We start from the raw sequence: 18,717 nt of genomic DNA on the forward strand, positions 1-18,717 counted from the left end.
TTTGTGTGGTGGTGTGTGGTGGTGTGGTGTATGGTGTTGTGGTTGTTGTGTTAGTGGCGGCGTGGCGCACCGAGATTGCGACTCGCCGCTTCGTGGGCGGGTTCAGAGTGTTTTAGGAGACGGCCCCGGGGGCCGGGGCGGGCCAGGCGGCGAGCGGGAACAGCGCGGCGAGCGCGACGGCGCCCGCCGACAGGGCGTGGACGCCGCGCGCCTCCCAGTCCTGGCCGTAGGTCTTGCGGGCGGTGCGTTCCAGTTCGTCCACGAAGAGGGCCGCACCTGCCGGCCGGTCCTCCGGCGCCCTGGCCATGCCGCGCAGGACGAGCGGCCGCAGCGCCTCCGGCACCGCCTCAACGGGGACCTCGCCGCTGAGGTGGGCGTTCATCAACTCGGCGCGATTGCCCGTGTAGGGCCGCCGCCCCGTCACGCACTCCACGAAGACACAGGTGGCCGCGTACACATCGGTGGACGGCGTGGCGACGTGCCGGCTCCACTGCTCGGGCGCCATGTAGTACGGGGTGCCGGCGCCGCCCGCCTCCTGCCCGGCCGGGGTAGCGATGCCGAAGTCGACAAGGCGGCTGCGCCCGTCCGCGGGGACGACGACGTTCGCGGGCTTGTAGTCGCGGTGCACGACACCGACCGCGTGCGCCGCGGCCAGACCCAGCAGCGAACCCTTGAGGACGGCCAGCGACGCCTCCGGCCCGAGCGCGCCGTGCCGTTCCAGCAGCTCCTTCAGGGAGACGCCGTCGACGGCCTCCATGACGATGGCGGACGTCTCCGGCCCTTCGACGAGCCGGAAGAGGCGCGCCACGTGCGGGCTGCCGGCCCGCCCGAGCATCAGGGCCTCGTGGCGGAGCCGCTCGCGGTCCGCCTCGTCCGCCCGGGTCGCCAGGTACTTGATCGCCACGAGCGTCCCGGACCGGTCGTGCCGGGCCAGTGCCACCCGCCCCTGCGCGCCCGCGCCGAGCTCGCGCACCTCGGTGTACCCGTCGACCCGCCACTCCCCGTCCACGCCGCCCCTCCGCAAGTCCATGATCGCGACGAACCTACCGAACGGCGATCATTCGCGGCGAGCCGGACGGAACAGGTCAGACCGGTACGGGGGTGACCGCGGGGACGCCGGCCGGGACGGCGGCGCGCAGCGCGGTGACGGCCGCGCGGATCGCCGGGCGCCGCGCCGCCTCCTCCCGCCACACCGCGTACACCCGGCGCGACAGCGGCGCGGACAGCGGCACGACGGCCACGCCCGGCGGGACGTCACAGCGGCCGAGGCGCGGCAGGATCACGTTGCCGAGCCCGGCGGCGACCAGGGACAGCTGCGTGGCGAACTCGTAGGCCATGTGGTCGATGCGGGGCTCGCTGTCGACGGCGCGGAGGGTGCGCAGCAGCCAGTCGCAGCAGATGCTGTCCGGCACGGAGCTGATCCAGGGGTCGCCGGCCAGTTCCTTGAGGTCGATCGTGTCGCGCCCGGCGAGCGGGTGGTCGGCGGGCAGCGCCACGTCCGCGACGTCGTCGCAGATGACGCCCTTGTGCAGGCCGTCGTGGAAGGGCAGCGGCTCGTTGTTCCAGTCCTGGACGACGGCCATGTCGATGTCGCCGCGCGAGACGAGCGGCATGCTGCGCATCGGGTCCTCCTCGCGGAGCAGGACGCGCAGCTCGGGGTGGTCGACGCGGAGCGCGCACAGCGCCGAGGGCATCAGCCCGCGGACGGCGGTCGGGAAGGCGGCGACGGTGAGCTGGCCGACGACGGAGCCGCGGTGCGCCTCCAGGTCGGCCTGCGCCTGCTCGACGAGCGACAGGATCCGCTCGGCGTGCGCGACGAGTAGTTCTGCGGCGTCGGTCAGCCGGACGCCGCGGCCGTTGCGCTCCAGGAGCTTCTGCCCGGTCTCCCGCTCCAGCTTCGCGAGCTGCTGGGACACGGCGGACGTGGTGACGTGCAGGACGTCGGCGGCGGCGCTGACCGAGCCGTAGGTCGCGACCGAGTGGAGGGCGCGCAGCCGTTCCAGATCAAGCATGAAGCAATACTAAAACGAGGTGTCAAGCATTACTCGCTTGTCCTAAATAAAATGCGCGCGCACGATCGGGGGATGAGATCGCGCCACGTCCTGCTGGCCACCGTGATCGCGGCGCTGTGGGGGCTCAACTTCGTCCCGATCAAGGTGGCCCTGGACGACTTCCCGCCGCTGCTGATGGCCGCGCTCCGGTTCACGGCCGCGGCACTGCCGGCGGTCTTCTTCGTCCGCCGGCCGCCCGTCGCCGCGCGCTGGTTCGTGCTGATCGGCGTGCCGCTCGGCGTCGGGCAGTTCGGGCTGCTGTTCATCGGGATGAACATGGGCATGCCGGCGGGTCTCGCGTCGGTCGTGCTCCAGGTCCAGGCGGTCTTCACGGCGCTGTTCGCGGGCCTGCTGCTGGGCGAGCGGCTCGGCGCCCGGCAGGTCGCCGGGATGGTCGTCGCGTTCGCCGGCGTCTCGCTGCTCGGCGTGGCGCAGGCCGAGGGCGGCTCCCCGGTGGCGGCGTTCCTGATCTGCCTCGGCGGTGCGGCCGGCTGGGGGCTGGCGAACGTCGGGATGCGGCGGATGAACCAGGTCACCGAGCAGCCGGTCGACGCGTTCGGGTTCATGGTGTGGATGTCGCTGGTGCCGCCCGTCCCACTGTTCGTGTTGTCGCTGATCTTCGAGGGGCCGGGTGCGTTGCCGGACTCCGCGCGGCACCTGTCGGTCGCCGGCGTCGCGTCGCTCGCGTTCATCGCCTACGTCGCCACGCTGTTCGGCTTCGGCGCGTGGGGGTGGCTGATACGCCGGTACGAGGCGGGCACCGTCGCCATGTACTCGCTGCTCGTCCCGCCGTTCGGGCTCGTGTCGGCGGCCCTCCTGCTCGGCGAGCACGTGAACGCGACGCGGCTGGCCGGGGCCGCGCTGATCATCGCGGGGGTCGCCGCCGGGAGCGTCCGGCTGCCGTCGCGGTGGCGCATCGCCCCGGCTCCGACCAACGAGGTGACCTGACATGCACGGAATCCACGCTTCGCTCGTCACGCCGTTCACCCGCTCCGGCGAGGTGGACGCGAAGTCGCTCGAACGGCTCGCCGTCCACTGCCTGCAGAACGGCGTGGACGGCCTCGTCGCGCTCGGCACGACCGGCGAGGCCGCCATGCTGACCCCGGACGAGCAGCGGACGGCGCTGGAGGTGTGCCGCGCCGTCAGCGACGAGCACGGGACGCCGCTCATTGTCGGCGCCGGGACGATGGGCACCGCCGACTCGATCCGGCAAGCCCGCGAGAGGGCCGCGTTCGCCGACGCGCTGCTCGTCGTCGTCCCGTACTACCTGCGCCCGTCGGACGAGGCCGTCGTCGAGCACTTCGCCGCCATCGGCGCGGCGGTGGACGTCCCGCTCGTCCCGTACAACATCCCGTACCGGACGGGGAAGCATCTCAGCGCCGACACCCTCCTCAAGATCCTCGCGCTCGACTGCGTCGTCGGGATGAAGCACTGCGCGGGCGGCATCGACGCCGACACCCTCACCATGCTGGCGTCCAACCCCGGCAAGGCCGTGCTCTGCGGGGACGACGCGTACATCTACCCGATGCTGCGACTCGGCGCGGCCGGGGGCATCGCCGCGTGCGCGTGCCTCGCGCCGTCCGCCTACGCGACGATGCACACCCTCGGAGGCGACGCGCTGGCCACGCACAACAGGCTGCTGCCGATGGTGGAGGCGCTGTTCAGCGAACCGGCGCCGGCCGTCCTCAAGGCGTGCCTGGCCGAGATCGGGCTGATCGACGACCCGGCGGTGCGCGCTCCCCTGCGCGCACCGCGTCCCGAGTCGGTCGCCGCCGCGATGAGGGCTTTCCAGGCCCTCTAGGACGCCTGGGCGGCGGCGCGGGCGGCGTGCGGGAGGGCGTCCAGGATGCGTCCCAGCGCCTCCTCGTCGTGCGCGGCCGACAGGAACCACACCTCGTACGCCGATGGCGGCAGGTAGACGCCGTGCTCCAGCGCGGCGTGGAAGAACGCCGCGTACGCCTTGGAGTTCTGGCGCTGCGCGGCGGCGAAGTCGCCCACCGGCGCCTCGCTGAAGAAGATCGAGAACAGGTTGCCGGCGTTCTGCAGCGAGTGCGGGACGCCCTCCCGCTCCAGCGCCTCCGACGCCGCCTTCGACACGGTCTCCGCCGATCGGTCGATCGCCGCGTACACCTCGTCGGTGGCGTTGCGCAGCGTGGCGAGCCCGGCGGCGGTCGCGAGCGGGTTCCCCGAGAGCGTGCCCGCCTGGTAGACGGGGCCGGCCGGGGCGAGGTGGTCCATGACGTCGGCGCGGCCGCCGAACGCGGCGGCGGGCAGCCCGCCGCCCATCACCTTCCCGAACGTCATCAGGTCGCCGGCCACGCCCTCGATTCCGAACCACCCGGACCGGGACGCGCGGAACCCGGTGAGGACCTCGTCGATGACGAGCAGCGCCCCGTACCGCTCGCACAGCCGCTTCAGCAGCGCGTTGAAGTTGTCGAGCGGCGGCACCACGCCCATGTTGCACGGGACGGCCTCGGTGATGACGCACGCGATGTCGGTGCCGTGCTCGTCGAACGCCATCTCGGCGGCGGTGACGTCGTTGTACGGGAGGATCAGCGTGTCGGCGGTGGTCGCGCCGGTCACGCCCGGCGTGTCGGGCAGCCCGAACGTCGCGACGCCGGACCCTGCCGCGGCGAGCAGCGAGTCGACGTGCCCGTGGTAGCAGCCCGCGAACTTCACGATCTTGGTGCGTCCGGTGAAGCCGCGCGCCAGCCGGATCGCCGACATCGTCGCCTCGGTCCCCGAGTTGACGAGGCGGACCTTGCCCACCGGCGTCCGCGACACGATCTCCTCGGCGAGCTCCACCTCGCCCTGCGTCGGCGCGCCGTAGGACGTGCCGCGGCCCGCCGCGTCCCGCACCGCCTCGAGCACGGCCGGGTGCGCGTGCCCGAGGATCATCGGGCCCCACGAGCACACCAGGTCGACGTAGGTGTTCCCGTCGGCGTCCGTCAGGTACGGGCCGCGCGCGGACGCCATGAAGCGGGGCGTCCCGCCGACGGCTCCGAAGGCCCGCACCGGGGAGTTGACGCCGCCGGGGACGACTCCGGCGGCACGGTCGAACAGCTGCTGGGAACGGTCGAAATCAGTCACGGTTGCAGTCTCTCAGTTGCAGTTCGGCGACTTGCCTTGACCTCGCGGCGTACGGGCCGATATTCCACCAAGTACGACATCGGAGGGATGGGCTTTCAACGTGGTTGACGGCTGGACGGTCCCGGGGTTCACCCACGAGCGGGAGCTGGGCGGCGGAGCCTCGGGCCGGGTGGTGCTGGCGGTCGACGACCAGACCGGCACGAAGGTAGCGATCAGATACCTCGACGGCGCGCTCGCGGCCGACGAGGCGTTTCTGGCGCGCTTCCGGGCGGCCGCGCGCCCCCTGTCCCAGCTCGAGGACCCCAACGTGGTCGACTTCTACGACTTCGTGGAGTCCGCGGACGGCGCCGCGATCGTGATGCAGTGGGTCGAGGGCGTCAGCCTGCGGCGGGTGCTCGCCGCGCAGGGCCCCGCCGGGCCGCTCGCGGCGCTGTCGGTGCTGGGCGGCGTGCTGCTCGGCCTCGCCGCCGCGCACGAGCGCGGCGTCGTGCACGGCGCGCTCCGCCCGGCGAACATCCTGCTGGACGCGGACGGCAACGCGCAGCTGACCGACTTCGCGACCGCGCCCGCCGGCACCGAGGTGCGGTTCGGCGCGCAGTACGCGGCACCGGAGCTGTGGGACGGCGAGCCCGCCACCGCGGCCACCGACGTGTACGCCGCCACCGCGATCTTCTACGAGGCGCTCACCGGCCGGCCCGCGTACGCGGGCCGCAACATGGCGCGGCTGCACCGCGAGGCGCCGATCCCCGCGGATGAGGTGCCGGGGCCGCTGCGCGCCCTCGTCCACCAGGGCCTCGCGAAGGAGCCGCAGGAGCGGCCGAAGTCCGCCGCCGACTTCCTCGGCGCGCTGGAGGACGCGGCCGTGTCCGCCTACGGGCCGTCGTGGGAGGCGCAGGGCCGCGGCCGGCTCACCGAGCTCGCCGCGCAGGCCGCGCTGCAGCCCGAGCCGCCGAAGCCGAAGCCGGCCCGCAGCAGCGGCCGCAACCCGGTCGTCGCCGGCAAGCAGCCCGGCGGCGCGTCCCGGCTGCGCTGGCTCGCCGTGGCCGCCGCCGTCGTGGTCGTCGCCGGAGGCGGCGCGGGCGCGGTGATGCTGCTGCAGAAGGACCAGGCGAAGACGCCGCCGCCCGAGCCGACCCCGGCGCAGAGCAGCACCCCGCAGCCGACGCTGCCCGTCGGCGGCGTCAACCCGGCGCCGCTCATCGCGCAGATCGACCAGGCCGTCGTGCAGGCCCCCGGCGCCGCGTTCAGCTACCGGCAGACGGGCTGCTGCGGCTTCCCGGTGACCAGCCGGGGCACGTTCGCGGTGCAGGGCGGGCAGGTGTCCTTCTCGATGTCGCTCGCCGGTTCCGGGTCGGCCCGCAAGGCGCTGCCCGCCGTCCTCGTCCAGGACCGGCTCTACGTGCGCGTGGGCAAGAAGTGGAAGTCGTCCGCGCTCGGCGGGCGCGGCTACCCTGCGGCGGCCGACCAGGTCCGGCAGGGCAGCTCCGTCACGAACCTGACGACGCTGCTGCGGTCGGCGACGAAGCTGACGCTGGCGAAGGGCATCTACGAGGGCGAGGCCCCGGCGGCGACGCTGGCGCAGGCGCCCGAGCTCGGCCCCATGTACGGGCGGATGGCGCAGGCGACCGGCGCCCAGCAGATCGCCTTCGCCATCAAGCTGGACGCGGGCCACCGGCCCGTCGCGTTCTGGGTCCGCGCCGGGCCGGAGAAGGGCCGCAACCAGATGCAGCGCGGCACCTACTCCAAGTGGGGCGCCAAGCCCGCCATCAAGGCGCCGCGCTCGGCGGCGTAGGCGTCCCGGCTCAGGCGTCCTCGCAGGCGTCCGCGAGGACCTCCAGGAGCCGCAGCGGGTCGGGCAGTGCGTCCCGGCCCGGCGGCCGCAGCCAGGCGACCTCGCGCCCGTACGGCAGGACGGACGGCGGTGCGACGACGTAGCTGTCGCGGCAGTGCCACCGCATCCCCGGCGTCTCGGCGACGTCCTCCGGCAGCGTGTCGAGGTGGCACGACCACCACTCGTCCTCGTCGGCGGGCGCGCCGCGCGTCGCGACGAAGAACAGGTGCCGCTCGCCCCCGAACGAGGCGACCGGACCGACGGGACGTTCCTCCCGCTCGATCCGGTCGAGTGCGATGGCGCCTGCGGCGGCCGGGACGTCGAAGACATCGAAGACCCGGCCCGTCGGCAGGATGATGTTCGCCTCCGGGCGTTTCCCCCACCAGCGTTCGATCACCTCGGGGTCGACGGTGGCCTGGTGCGCCCAGGCCGCCGATACCGGATGCGCGCCCGGGTCGGGACACCCGATCCGGTCGCACGAACACGCCCGGACGGCGCCGGCGTGCGCCCCCGGATAGCACGGCCACCCGAGATCGGCGTACTCCCGCGCCACCGCGGCCATCCGGTTCCGTGCCGCCTTCTGCCGCCTGTGCCCCGTGACCGCCAGCATCTCGCCCCCCAATAGCCCAAGGTCGCGCGTGGTTCCCTGGCTACCGATGATGCCCGCCCGTGTCACGCCCAGACACGCCACCCCCCGTAAAACGACCCTAAGTAACTAGAGGCGTCCTAGGACAGCCGGCGGGCCGCTTCCGTCGCCCAGTAGGTGAGGACGATGTCGGCGCCGGCGCGGCGGATGGAGGTGAGGGACTCCATGATGGTGCGGTCGCGGTCGATCCAGCCCTTCTCGGCGGCGGCCTCGATCATCGCGTACTCGCCGCTCACCTGGTAGGCGGCCACGGGCACGTCGACGGCGTCGCGGACGCGGCGGACGATGTCGAGGTAGGCGCCGGCCGGCTTCACCATGACCATGTCGGCCCCCTCGTCGAGGTCGAGGAAGACCTCGCGGAGCGACTCGTCGGCGTTCGCCGGGTCCTGCTGGTGGGTGGAGCGGTCGCCGAACTGGGGCGCGCACTCGGCGGCGTCGCGGAACGGGCCGTAGTAGGCGGACGCGTACTTCACCGAGTACCCGAGGATCGCCGTGTCGGCGAAGCCGGCCGTGTCGAGGGCCCGGCGGATCGCGGCGACCTGTCCGTCCATCATCCCGGACGGGCCGACGACCGCCGAGCCCGCCTCAGCCTGCGCGACCGCGATGGACGCGTACCGCTCCAGCGTGGCGTCGTTTTCGATCTCGCCGGCGCCGGTGACGATGCCGCAGTGCCCGTGGTCGGTGTACTCGTCCAGGCACAGGTCCGTCATGACCACGGCCGCGTCGCCGAGGTCGGACGCCAGGTCGCGCAGCGCGAGCTGGACGATGCCGTCCGGGTCGTCGGCGGCGGACCCGGTGCCGTCCTTCACCGCCGGGATCCCGAACAGGATGATGCCGCCGACGCCGGCCTCGGCCGCCTCGTGCGCGGCCTTGCGCAGGCTGTCGCGGGTGTGCTGGAACACGCCCGGCATGGACGCGACGGGCTGCGGCTCGGCGATGCCCTCCTTGACGAACATCGGCAGGACGAGGTCGGCCGGCGCGAGCCGCGTCTCGGCGACCATCCGGCGCAGCGCGGGCGTGCGGCGCAGCCGCCGCGGGCGTGCGACGGGGAACTGTGCGGACATGGATTCCCTCTGTACGGATCTACTTCCGGCGCCGGGCCCCCCGGCGCATCTGGCTGGGCTTGCGGAGCGGGTCTCCCGCCTCGATCTGGGCCGCCCTCCGCTTCGCACCGTACTCCGCGAGCGCCTCGGCGAGGGCCGATACGGACGGCTTGTCCGCCATGACGTCGACGCGCAGCCCGTACTCCTCGGCGGTCTTCGCCGTCTGCGGGCCGATCACGGCGATCACCGTCACGTTGTGCGGCTTGCCGGCGATCCCGATCAGGTTCTTCACCGTGGAGGACGAGGTGAACAGCACGGCGTCGAACCCGCCGCCCTTGATCGCCTCGCGGATCGGCGCGGGCGGCGGCGCGGCCCGGACCGTCCGGTAGGCGGTCACGTCCTCGCACTCCCAGCCCAGCTCGGTCAGCCGGGCGATCAGCACGTCGGTGGCGATGTCGGCGCGCGGCAGCAGTACCCGGTTGATCGGGTCGAGGTCCTCGTCGTAGGGCGGCCACTCGGCCGCGAGGCCCTCCCCGGACTGCTCCCCGGCCGGGACGAGGTCGGGCTGCACGCCGAACTCGACCAGCGCGGCGGCGGTCTGCTCGCCGACGGCGGCGACCTTCAGCCCGGCGAACGCGCGGGCGTCGAGGCCGTAGTCGGTGAACTTCTCCCGGACGGCCTTCACCGCGTTGGTGGAGGTGAACACCACCCACGAGTAGCGTCCGGTGACGAGGCCCTTCACGGCGCGGTCCATCTGCTGCGGGGTGCGCGGCGGCTCGACGGAGATCGTCGGGACCTCGTCCGGGACGGCCCCGTACCCGCGCAGCTGGTCCGACAGCGACGCGGCCTGCTCCTTGGTGCGCGGCACGAGGACGCGCCAGCCGAACAGCTGCTTGGTCTCGAACCAGGACAACTTGTCACGCCATTTCACGACGTTCCCGACGATGATCAGCGCGGGCGACTCCATGCCCTTGGTGTCGGACGCCAGCTTGCCCAGCGTCGACACGACGGTCTCCTGCTCGGTGGTCGTGCCGAGGCTCGTCATCGCGGCGGGGGTGGAGTCGGCGCGTCCGGCCGCGACCAGGCCCTTGGCGACCTCGGCGACCGCGCCCTCCGCGCCGGCGATCACGAGCGTGGCGCCGGACGTCGCGAACCGCTCCCAGTCGACGCCGCCCGCCGAGGCGTCCACGAACCGGAACTCGCGGTGCTCGGGGTCGGTGAGCGGGATGCCCGCGTACCCGGGCACACCGGTCACGGCGGACACGCCCGGGACGACCTCGAACGGCACGCCCGCCTTGTGCAGCGCGGCGCCCTCGGCGGCCAGGCCGCAGGCGACGCCCGGGTCGCCGGCGAACATCCGGACGACGCGGCGGCCGGCCTTCGCGGCGCGGACGGCGAGCTTGACCGGGTCGCCCTCGGCGGTGTCGATGATCTCGGCGTCCGCGCGGCAGTGCGCGAGGACGTCGGCGGGGCAGTGCGCGCGGCTCACGATGACCGTGTCGGCGCGTTCCAACTCGGCGGCGGCGCGCAGCGTCAGCAGCCCCGGATCGCCCGGGCCCATGCCGACGATCGCGACCGTCCCCGGGTCGGTGGTCCGGCTCAGCGCCGTGCTCTTCTCGGTCTCAGCGGTCTTGCTCGCCGCGATGCTCTTCGCGGCGGGGCTCAATCGCGCTCCCCCATCAACTGGTCGGCCCCCTGCGCGAGCAGCCGGGCCGCGAGGTCGCGGCCGATCTGCTCGGCGGCATCCGGGTGGCCGCTTGCGGACATCCTGATCTGCCGGCTTCCGTCGATCGCCGCGACGGTCGCCGTCAGATGCAGCTCTTCATCTACTTCGGCAGCGTATGTTCCCACGGGCGCGGAGCAACCCGCCTCCAGCACCGCGAGGATCGTCCGCTCGGCGGTGACCGCGCGCCGGGTCGCGGCGTCGTCGACCTCCGCGAGCAGCTCGCGCAGGTCGTCGCGGTCGGCGCGGCATTCGAGGGCGAGCGAGCCCTGGCCCGGCGCGGGCAGCATCTGGTCGGTGTCGAAGACCTCGCCGACCTCGGCCAGCCGGCCGATCCGCTTCAGGCCCGCGTGCGCCAGCACGATCGCGTCCAGCTCACCGTCGGCGATCTTGCGCAGCCGGGTGTCGGCGTTCCCGCGGATCGGGACGATCTCCAGGTCCGGGCGGAGCGCGCGCAGCTGCGCGACCCGGCGCGGCGAGCCCGTGCCGACGCGGGCGCCGCGCGGCAGGTCGGCCAGCTTGCTCGGCCCGCACAGCGCGTCCCGGGGGTCGTCGCGCAGCGGCGTCGCGGCCAGCGCGATCCCCGGCGTCTCGGACGTGGGCAGGTCCTTCAGCGAGTGCACGGCGAAGTCCACCTCACCGGACAGGACCTTGTCGCGGAGCGCGTTGACGAACACGCCCGTTCCGCCGATCTGGGCGAGCAGGGCCTTGGAGACATCACCCTGCGTGGTTACCCCGACCAGCTCGACGGCATGCCCCGTCAGCCGCGTCAACGCGTCCGCGACGCCCTGCGACTGCGTGGTCGCCATCAGGCTCTTGCGGGTGCCGAGCCGCAGCGGGCCCTTGCCAGTACTCACGTCTCGTCTCCTTCACGCGCCGGGACCGCGTCCCGGGCACTGACCGCCCGGGCGCTCGCGGCCCGGGCGTTCACCGTCTCCACGTTCACATCGGCGCGGGCCACGGCCTCGGGCGCCTTCGGGTCCAGGTCGAACAGCTCGCGCAGCGCGTCGGCGTAGGAGTCGCCGCCCGGCGCCGACGCCAGCTCCTTGACCCGGACGGTCGGCGCGTGCAGCAGCTTGTCCACCACGCGCCGTACGGTCTGCTCGATCTCCCTGCGGTCCCGGTCGTCCATCTCGGGCAGCCGGCCCGTCAGCCGGGACAGTTCCGCGTCCACCACCTCGGCGGCCATGCTGCGCAGCGCGACGACGGTCGGCGCCACGGCGGCGGCACGGGCCGCGCTGAGGAACGCCTCGACCTCCTCGCACACGATCCGCCGGGCCGCGTCCACCGCCGCCGGGCCGATCGCCTTCGCCGCCTCCTGCTCGGTGCGCAGATCGTCCAGCCCGGCCAGCTCGACGCCGTCGAGGTCGCGGACGGTCAGCTCGATGTCGTGCGGCAGCGCCAGGTCGAGGAAGAACCGGCGGCGCCCGTCGTCCCCGACGCCGCGCGCGGTCAGCTGGCCGGCGGTCACCACCAGGCCGGCGGCGCCGGTGCACGACACCACCAGGTCGGCGTCGGCCATCGCCGTGTCCAGCGCGGACAGCTCGACCGCGCGGGACGGGACGTCCAGCGACTCGGCGAGGCGGACGGCCCGCTCATGGGTGCGGTTGGCGACCACCACCTCGCGCGCTCCCGCGCGGCTCAGCGTGGCCGCGGCCAGCGAGCTCATCGAACCGGCGCCGACCACCAGCGCGCGGACGCCGTCCAGCGGGCCCAGATGCCGGACGGCGACGTCCAGCCCCACGCTGACCAGCGACGCGCCGGCCTTGTCGATGCCGGTCTCATGGTGGGCGCGCTTGCCCACCCGCAGCGACTGCTGCAGGACGTCGTGCAGGTCGCGGCCCAGCGTGCCCTCGTCCTGCGCGAGCTTGAACGCCTGCCGGATCTGGCCGAGGATCTGCCCCTCGCCGACGACCATCGACTCCAGCCCGCACGCCACCGCGAACACGTGCTGGACGGCCCGCTCCTCGTAGTGGACGTACAGGTGCCGCGACAGGTCGTCCAGCGGGACGCCGGAGTGCAGCGCCAGCAGCTCGGAGATCGCCGAGACGCCGCCGTGGAACTTGTCGACCACCGCGTAGATCTCGACCCGGTTGCACGTCGAGACGATCGCGGACTCGGCGATGTTCGGCGCGTCGTGCACCGCGTGCAGCAGCTTGGCCAGGTCGTCCCCGGCCACCGCCGCCCGCTCCAGCACCGCCACGGGCGCGCTGCGGTGACTGAGCCCCACCACCAGAATGCTCATGCCGCTTCCTCGCTCATCGTCACCCGACTCACGCCTCCACCGGTTCTACGTACTGCGACGTCCCCGGCGGCGTGTCGCCGGCGGCGAGCGGGGCGGCCCCGTCCGGCCCGCCGGCCTTGCGCCGCTCGTGGAACGCGAGGATCTGCAGCTCGATGGACAGGTCGACCTTGCGGACGTCGACGCCGTCGGGCACCGACAGGACCACCGGGGCGAAGTTCAGCACGCTCGTCACGCCCGCGGCGACCACGCGATCGCATACCCCCTGGGCCGCGCCCGCGGGGGTCGCGATCACGGCGATGGACACGCCGTGGCCCGCGATGATGTCCTCCAGCCGGTCGATGTGCTGCACCGTCATGCCGGAGATCTCCTGGCCGACGATGGATTCGTCCGCGTCGAGCAGGCCGGCCACGCGGAAGCCGCGGGACGCGAAGCCGCCGTAGCCGGCCAGTGCACGGCCCAGGTTACCGACCCCGATGATCGCGACCACCCAGTCCTGGGTGAGGCCCAGCTCGCGGGAGATCTGGTAGACGAGGTACTCGACCTCGTAGCCGACGCCGCGCGTCCCGTAGGAGCCGAGGTGGGACAGGTCCTTGCGGAGCTTGGCCGAGTTCACCCCGGCCGCCGCCGCCAGTTCCTCGGAGGAGACGGTGGCGACGCCGCGCTCCTGCAGCCCGGTCAGGGCGCGCAGGTACACCGGGAGCCGCGCCACGGTGGCTTCGGGGATGCCGCGGCCGCCGCGCTCGCGGTGCCGGTTCTGTCGAGATGTCACGGCCTGCTCTTCGGGCTCGACGCTGGGGACGGGGCGCTCGGTGAGCCCCTCGCCCCGGTGCGCGCGGCTCGGTAACGGCCTGACGACCGCGGCTCGACCGCCCCCAGGGCTGGCCACCAGGTTAAGCCTTTGTGAACACGCGCACAAAGTCACCCCCCGGTCGCATGGGCCGGACGGCGCCGCGGAAAGCCCGTCCAACAGGGACTTGCAGCCTACGCCGCGGCAACCCGAATGTCGTTCGGATGTGACCGACCCGACACCCGCCCCTCCGTTGACTTGCGGCGTGTTGCCCTTATCCGCAGCCGCATAAGGGCAACACGCCGCAAGTCAACGGGTCTGGAGGTCGGTGACGGCCTCGCGGAGGCGGGGCTCGTCTACGCGCCAGAAGTCGTGCTGGACGCCGTTGATCAGCGTTACCGGGATCTGCTCCCAGTACCGCTCGTAGTCGTCCGCCGATTGCGTGATGTCACGTTCGTTCCAGGACACGCCTAGGTCGGCGGCTACTCGCTCGATCACCGCGCGGGCGTCGTCGCACAGGTGGCAGCCCGGCTTGCCGAGCAGCGTGATCATGATCTCGTCCGGCATGTCACCGCCCGGGGAAGTCCGGGGCCGGCAGCGGCACCTTGGCGGGGCCGAGCTTCAGCTCGATCACGTTCGTGGCCAGCACGTGCGTGCGGGAATCCGCCAGGAAGCGGCGCAGGTGCGCCTGCCCGCGGTGCGCGGCGAACGCCGCCTCGTCCTTGAACAGCTGGTAGAAGATCCGCTGCGTGGGGCCGCCGACCACCTCGTGGCACGCGAAGATCACCGTGTCCGGCTCGGCGGCGAGCGCCGCCTTCACCAGGTCGGTGGCGAGCCGGTCGAACGCCTCCTCGCGTCCGTCCAGCAGCGTGTAGACGGTGATCTGGCCGCACGCGTTCGCCAGCTCCCGGGCGGCGGGCGCGGGCACGCGGGACGGGCCGCCGAGCGGATCGACGGCGGTGGGCCCGGCCGGGTTGTCGGACGGGAAGCGCAGCTCCTCGGCGGCCGGCTCGGGGAACCGCAGCTCGCCGCGCCGCGGCTCGGGCGACGGGGTCGGCGCCGGGACCGGCTCGGCCTTCGCCGCGAACGCCGGCTCCTCGTAGCCGGTCGCGGGCTCGTCCCCGTAACCGTCGTAGTCGTCGTAGCCCTCGTCCTCGTCGTAGACGGGGATCGTGCGCATCGCGCCGTACCAGACCAGGCCCGCGGCGGCGCCGACCGCGATCACCGCGAGCGGCGCGGGCAGGAACCCGCGGGTGCCGCTGACCACGAGCACGCCCGCGAGCGCGATCAGCGCGATCGGGATCAGCAGCTCGGCGGCCTCCTGGTCCTGCTTGCTCGCCAGCCACGCGGTCACACCGGTGCAGGCGGCCAGGCAGATCACCGCGATGACGTGCGCGCCGTCGATCAGCAGCAGCGGCAGCGCGTCGTAGGTGGCGCTCGGCTTGGGCAGGCTCTTGGACAGCGAGCCCTTGAGCGGGTCCAGGAGCAGGATGACGATCGCGACGACCGTGTAGGAGATCGCGAACAGCCACGCGGCGAACCGCACCTGCACGTACCGCGCGATCAGCTCGACCATGCCGAGCGCGAGCCAGACCGGCCCGATCAGCGCGGCGCCGAGTTCCATGACGCGGAACAGCGGGCCGTTGAACCCCGCCATGAACCCGACCGTCATGCACAGCAGCGCGAGCGTCAGCCCGACCTGGGTGAACGACCAGGCGATGAGGTAGAGCAGCCGGTCCTTTTGGGCGCGCTGGACCAGCAACCCGGTGGCCGTTAAGGCACCAAGGGTCGCCAGGAGCGCGAGAAGAGCATCGACCATCGCGCCTAATGGTGCCCGATGCCGCGAGCGGACGGGTAACCGCACCGTGGAAGACGGGGCATCGCGGCATGGAACGGCCATTGCCTCTCGTACCTTCCGGTATCTAGAGTGGCAGATCACGCCGGAGGTCGCGTACGCCCCGAGGAGAACTGCATGAGCAGCTTGACCCTCGATGCCGGGGTCATCCCGCTTCCTCGGCCTTCCCGCACCCGCTCCGGCGAGCCGGGGGCCGACCGGGCGGAGGTCCTCAAGGCGCTGGTGCTCCGCGCCCGGGACGGCGACGCCGACGCGTTCGGCTCCCTCTACGACCACTACGTCGAGCTCGTCTACCGGTACATCTACTACCGGGTCGGGACGCACTCCCTCAGCGAGGACCTGACGAGCGAGACGTTCCTGCGCGCGCTCCGCCGGATCTGCGACTTCCACTGGCAGGGCAAGGACTTCGGCGCCTGGCTGGTGACGATCGCCCGGAACCTCGTCGCCGACCACTTCAAGTCCGGCCGCTACCGGCTGGAGGTCTGCACCGCCGAGCTGGTCGAGCCGGACCGCCACCACGAGGGGCCGGAGCGGACCGTCCTGGACGCCATGACCAACCGCACGCTGCTGCTGGCCGTCCGGCGGCTCGGCTCGGAGCAGCAGGAGTGCGTCGTCCTGCGCTTCCTGCACGGCCTGTCCGTCGCCGAGACCGCACTGGTCATGGACAAGAAACCGGGCGCGATCAAGGCACTGCAGTATCGTGCCGTCCGGTCGCTGGGCCGCATGCTCCCGGCCGACCTGCGCCACTGACCAATTGATCCCCGGGCCGTAACCCGCCGCGCCACCCGCTCGTTTTGCGGGTCAGAGGCGCCCTACGCGCCGGGACCCGCAAGGGAGCGGCCAATGAGAACCGGGCTTTGACTTCCTCCCCTCCCCGGATGGAAGGGATTCCTACGGCTCGCGCCGTGGGGGTTTCTGCTTCGCAGCCGACTGCGGAAGGGAAGGCCCTTGCCGTCTGACATCGGCTCCACAGACATCGCCGGGGCCTGCCCCGGCTACGGCTCGACCAGCCGCAAGGATGTTCTTGGCCGCGTTGTGGTCCCGGTCGTGCCGGGTGCGGCAGCCCGGACACGTCCAGTGCCGGGTGGACAAACTCAGCTTGGTGAGCAGGTGCCCGCAGGCCGAGCAGGTCTTGGACGAGGGGTACCACCGGTCGATGACGATCAAAACGCGTCCGGCACGTCCGGCCTTGTACTCCAGTTGGCGGCGGAACTCGCCCCACCCGCAGTCGGAGATCGCGCGGGCCAGGCTGCGGTTCTTGACCATGTTGGCGACCGCGAGGTCTTCGATCACGATGATGTCCGCTTGGCGGACGAGGTTGGTGCTGGTGCGGTGCAGGAAGTCGTGGCGGGCGTTGCGGACCTTGCGGCAGGCGCGGGCGACCTTGGTCTTGGCCTTGCGCCGGTTGTTGCTGCCGGGCTGCTTGCGGGCCATGCGCCGCTGGTATCGGGCCAGGTTGGCGGCCTTGCGGTCCAGATGCCGGGGATTGGCGACCCGGTCCCCGTCGGAGGTGACAGCGAAATCCTTCACCCCCAGGTCGATGCCGATGGCGTGCCCGGTGGCGGGCAGGGGTTCGGGGACGTCGGCGTCGATGGCGAAGGTCACATACCAGCGGCCGTCCGGCTCGCGGGAGATCACGACCATGGTGGGGTTCAGCCCGGCCGGGTCCACGTCCTGGAAGGACCAGATGAACGCAAGCGGCGCGGTGGTCCTGGCCATCCACAGATGCCCGTCCTTCATCCGGAACGCCGAGCGGGTGTAGTGCGCGGACTGGCGGCCGGTGCGGCTTTTGAAGCGGGGGTGGCGGGCGCGTCCGGCGAAGAAGTTGGCGAACGCGGTGTGCTGGTGGCGCAGCGCCTGCTGCAGCGGAACGCTGGAGACCTCGTTCAGGAATGCCAGGTCTTGGGTCTTCTTCCAGGCGGTGAGCGCGGCGTCGGTCTGCTTGTAGGTGGTGGGCGTGCGGTCGGTCTGCCAGGCGCGGCGGCGTTCGGCGAGGGTCTTGTTCCACACCAGGCGGACGCAGCCGAACGTGCGGGCGAAGATCGCCGCCTGCTCGGGGTCGGGGTAGGCCCGGCACTTGTACGCGGTCCGCATGACCGTCACTTTACCTACACTCAGTATCCATGTGATGACTTTCCGATGTCATGGGGCTCGGTTCCTGGAGGGTCCTGGCCGCGCCGCGCCGCGCCGTTCCCCGGCGGAATCCGAATTCCTCCCCGGCCTGAAGACCGGGACATCCTTCGGAGGATCAGGTGAAGACGAGGCGAGGACGGATCAGCGAGCAGAGTGACGTGCTCACCCGGCTGCGGGCGAGCGGGACGGGGCCGGATCCGCGGTTCCGCGAGGTCCTGCGTGAACGGCTGGTGGCGGCCGCGAACGACAGGAGTGAAGAGTGTCGCAATCATCGCCGGGGCGATGGCCGCGGGGAGGCGGTTGACTAGGCTTCTGCCTCATGCGGCGATTCTGGCAGCGCGACGTGGACCACAAGACCGCCGGGGAGGCCGCCGCCGCGGCCGCGGCCCCGCCCGGTCCGCTCCCCGTGCCCGACCCCGCCGCGGCGGCGTTCTTCGACGTCGACAACACGATGATGCGCGGCGCGTCCATCTACTACTTCGCGCGCGGGCTCGCCGCGCGCAAGCTGTTCACCATGCGCGACCTCGCGATGTTCGCGTGGGGGCAGGCCCTGTTCCGGATGCGCGGCACCGAGAACTCCGAGCACATCGGCAGCGCCAAGGAGGCCGCGCTCGCGTTCGTCGCCGGCCAGAAGGTCGCCAACATCGTCAAGCTCAGCGAGGAGATCTACGACGAGGTGATGGCGGACCGCATCTGGCACGGCACCCGCACCCTCGCCCTCCAGCACCTGGACGCCGGCCAGCAGGTGTGGCTCGTCACCGCCACGCCCGTCGAGGTCGCCCGGACGATCGCGCACCGCCTCGGCCTCACCGGCGCACTCGGCACCGTCGCCGAGACCCGCGAGGGCCTCTACACCGGCCGCCTCGTCGGCAACCTGCTGCACGGCCCGGCGAAGGCGGAGGCCGTCCGCGCCCTCGCCAACCGCGAGGGCCTCGACCTCGCCCGCTGCTCCGCCTACAGCGACTCCATCAACGACCTGCCGATGCTGACCGCCGTCGGCCACCCGCACGCCGTCAACCCCGACGCCGAGTTGCGCGCCCACGCCAAGGAGCACGGCTGGCCGATCCACGACTTCCGCACCGGCCGCAAGGTAACGATGGTCGCCCTACCAGCCGCCGCCGGCGCCGGCGCCCTGGCAGGCGGCGTAGCCGCCGGAATAGCCCTCCGCCGCCACTACCGCACCAACTGACCCACCCCCGCAACGCGACCGACTTCCACGCGACCCCGATCCTCAGGCGGGGCGGGGAAGTCGAGATCTATCGTGTTTGTGGGGCTTCGTCCTACCCTGTCTCCTGTGGAGCTGACCTTGCTGT

Annotated in this window: 17 protein-coding genes; 5 read left to right on the plus strand and 12 right to left on the minus strand. The window is 72.5% G+C overall.

From position 1 onward, the window contains the following. Nucleotides 1-112: 112 nt before the first annotated feature. The gene (locus HUX53_RS28200) at nt 113-1,030 is read right to left on the minus strand and encodes a serine/threonine-protein kinase (protein WP_176406244.1); all 918 of its coding nucleotides are present in this window, start codon (nt 1,028-1,030) and stop codon (nt 113-115) included. A gap of 55 nt (nt 1,031-1,085) precedes the next feature. After that, nucleotides 1,086-2,012: a LysR family transcriptional regulator gene (locus HUX53_RS28205; RefSeq protein WP_176406245.1), complete on the minus strand. Its 927-nt coding sequence runs from the start codon at nt 2,010-2,012 to the stop codon at nt 1,086-1,088. Between the two features lie 72 nt (nt 2,013-2,084). On the opposite strand from HUX53_RS28205, the gene HUX53_RS28210 reads away from it, so the two are divergent. After that, on the plus strand, nt 2,085-2,999 hold the full coding sequence (locus HUX53_RS28210) for an EamA family transporter (RefSeq protein WP_176406246.1): 915 nt from the start codon (nt 2,085-2,087) through the stop codon (nt 2,997-2,999). A 1-nt stretch (nt 3,000) separates the two neighbouring features. Beyond that, nucleotides 3,001-3,852 carry a dihydrodipicolinate synthase family protein gene (locus tag HUX53_RS28215; protein WP_176406247.1) on the plus strand — a complete coding sequence of 284 codons (852 nt, stop codon included), beginning with the start codon at nt 3,001-3,003 and terminating at the stop codon, nt 3,850-3,852. On the opposite strand, the gene hemL is transcribed toward HUX53_RS28215, so the two are convergent. Then, nucleotides 3,849-5,141, minus strand: a complete 1,293-nt coding sequence (gene hemL, locus HUX53_RS28220; RefSeq protein ID WP_176406248.1) for a glutamate-1-semialdehyde 2,1-aminomutase — start codon at nt 5,139-5,141, stop codon at nt 3,849-3,851. The two genes, HUX53_RS28215 and hemL, sit on opposite strands and share 4 nt — an antisense overlap. Nucleotides 5,142-5,241: 100 nt before the next feature. Between hemL and HUX53_RS28225 the strand changes: the two genes are divergently transcribed. Next, complete coding sequence (locus HUX53_RS28225; RefSeq protein ID WP_176406249.1) at nt 5,242-6,933, plus strand: serine/threonine-protein kinase; 1,692 nt, start codon at nt 5,242-5,244, stop codon at nt 6,931-6,933. 10 nt (nt 6,934-6,943) lie between these two features. On the opposite strand, the gene HUX53_RS28230 is transcribed toward HUX53_RS28225, so the two are convergent. From HUX53_RS28230 to HUX53_RS28265, 8 genes are all read right to left on the minus strand, one after another. Further along, nucleotides 6,944-7,582, minus strand: coding sequence for a bifunctional DNA primase/polymerase (locus HUX53_RS28230; protein WP_176406250.1), 639 nt, complete (start codon nt 7,580-7,582; stop codon nt 6,944-6,946). 116 nt (nt 7,583-7,698) lie between these two features. Next, nucleotides 7,699-8,682 (minus strand): porphobilinogen synthase, encoded by a 984-nt coding sequence (gene hemB / locus HUX53_RS28235; protein WP_176406251.1) that lies wholly within the window; start codon nt 8,680-8,682, stop codon nt 7,699-7,701. Between the two features lie 19 nt (nt 8,683-8,701). Beyond that, nucleotides 8,702-10,264, minus strand: coding sequence for a uroporphyrinogen-III synthase (locus HUX53_RS28240; RefSeq protein ID WP_255205718.1), 1,563 nt, complete (start codon nt 10,262-10,264; stop codon nt 8,702-8,704). Between the two features lie 59 nt (nt 10,265-10,323). Continuing rightward, nucleotides 10,324-11,193: a hydroxymethylbilane synthase gene (gene hemC / locus HUX53_RS28245; RefSeq protein ID WP_217920013.1), complete on the minus strand. Its 870-nt coding sequence runs from the start codon at nt 11,191-11,193 to the stop codon at nt 10,324-10,326. Between the two features lie 44 nt (nt 11,194-11,237). Beyond that, a complete protein-coding gene (locus tag HUX53_RS28250; protein WP_176406253.1) occupies nt 11,238-12,629 on the minus strand; it encodes a glutamyl-tRNA reductase in 1,392 nt (463 codons plus the stop codon). A gap of 28 nt (nt 12,630-12,657) precedes the next feature. Next, nucleotides 12,658-13,398 carry a redox-sensing transcriptional repressor Rex gene (locus tag HUX53_RS28255; protein ID WP_176406282.1) on the minus strand — a complete coding sequence of 247 codons (741 nt, stop codon included), beginning with the start codon at nt 13,396-13,398 and terminating at the stop codon, nt 12,658-12,660. 327 nt (nt 13,399-13,725) lie between these two features. Beyond that, nucleotides 13,726-13,983, minus strand: coding sequence for a glutaredoxin family protein (locus HUX53_RS28260; protein ID WP_176406254.1), 258 nt, complete (start codon nt 13,981-13,983; stop codon nt 13,726-13,728). A 1-nt stretch (nt 13,984) separates the two neighbouring features. Then, nucleotides 13,985-15,235 carry a putative quinol monooxygenase gene (locus HUX53_RS28265; protein WP_176406255.1) on the minus strand — a complete coding sequence of 417 codons (1,251 nt, stop codon included), beginning with the start codon at nt 15,233-15,235 and terminating at the stop codon, nt 13,985-13,987. Between the two features lie 153 nt (nt 15,236-15,388). On the opposite strand from HUX53_RS28265, the gene HUX53_RS28270 reads away from it, so the two are divergent. Continuing rightward, complete coding sequence (locus HUX53_RS28270; protein WP_176406256.1) at nt 15,389-16,021, plus strand: sigma-70 family RNA polymerase sigma factor; 633 nt, start codon at nt 15,389-15,391, stop codon at nt 16,019-16,021. A gap of 141 nt (nt 16,022-16,162) precedes the next feature. On the opposite strand, the gene HUX53_RS28275 is transcribed toward HUX53_RS28270, so the two are convergent. Further along, nucleotides 16,163-17,365, minus strand: a complete 1,203-nt coding sequence (locus HUX53_RS28275) for an RNA-guided endonuclease TnpB family protein (protein ID WP_176406257.1) — start codon at nt 17,363-17,365, stop codon at nt 16,163-16,165. A gap of 358 nt (nt 17,366-17,723) precedes the next feature. Between HUX53_RS28275 and HUX53_RS28280 the strand changes: the two genes are divergently transcribed. Further along, nucleotides 17,724-18,593 (plus strand): HAD family phosphatase, encoded by an 870-nt coding sequence (locus tag HUX53_RS28280; RefSeq protein ID WP_176406258.1) that lies wholly within the window; start codon nt 17,724-17,726, stop codon nt 18,591-18,593. Nucleotides 18,594-18,717: the final 124 nt, after the last annotated feature.

The organism is Actinomadura sp. BRA 177, assembly GCF_013372625.1.
Classification (GTDB): domain Bacteria; phylum Actinomycetota; class Actinomycetes; order Streptosporangiales; family Streptosporangiaceae; genus Spirillospora.

Bases quoted from the DNA above. Each gene is read 5' to 3' on its own strand.
- HUX53_RS28200 (WP_176406244.1), bottom strand. From the start codon at position 1,030: ATGGACTTGCGGAGGGGCGGCGTGGACGGGGAGTGGCGGGTCGACGGG.
- HUX53_RS28205 (WP_176406245.1), bottom strand. From the start codon at position 2,012: ATGCTTGATCTGGAACGGCTGCGCGCCCTCCACTCGGTCGCGACCTAC.
- HUX53_RS28210 (WP_176406246.1), top strand. From the start codon at position 2,085: ATGAGATCGCGCCACGTCCTGCTGGCCACCGTGATCGCGGCGCTGTGG.
- HUX53_RS28215 (WP_176406247.1), top strand. From the start codon at position 3,001: ATGCACGGAATCCACGCTTCGCTCGTCACGCCGTTCACCCGCTCCGGC.
- HUX53_RS28230 (WP_176406250.1), bottom strand. From the start codon at position 7,582: ATGCTGGCGGTCACGGGGCACAGGCGGCAGAAGGCGGCACGGAACCGG.
- hemB (WP_176406251.1), bottom strand. From the start codon at position 8,682: ATGTCCGCACAGTTCCCCGTCGCACGCCCGCGGCGGCTGCGCCGCACG.
- hemC (WP_217920013.1), bottom strand. From the start codon at position 11,193: ATGGCGACCACGCAGTCGCAGGGCGTCGCGGACGCGTTGACGCGGCTG.
- HUX53_RS28250 (WP_176406253.1), bottom strand. From the start codon at position 12,629: ATGAGCATTCTGGTGGTGGGGCTCAGTCACCGCAGCGCGCCCGTGGCG.
- HUX53_RS28260 (WP_176406254.1), bottom strand. From the start codon at position 13,983: ATGCCGGACGAGATCATGATCACGCTGCTCGGCAAGCCGGGCTGCCAC.
- HUX53_RS28265 (WP_176406255.1), bottom strand. From the start codon at position 15,235: ATGGTCGATGCTCTTCTCGCGCTCCTGGCGACCCTTGGTGCCTTAACG.
- HUX53_RS28270 (WP_176406256.1), top strand. From the start codon at position 15,389: ATGAGCAGCTTGACCCTCGATGCCGGGGTCATCCCGCTTCCTCGGCCT.
- HUX53_RS28275 (WP_176406257.1), bottom strand. From the start codon at position 17,365: ATGCGGACCGCGTACAAGTGCCGGGCCTACCCCGACCCCGAGCAGGCG.
- HUX53_RS28280 (WP_176406258.1), top strand. From the start codon at position 17,724: ATGCGGCGATTCTGGCAGCGCGACGTGGACCACAAGACCGCCGGGGAG.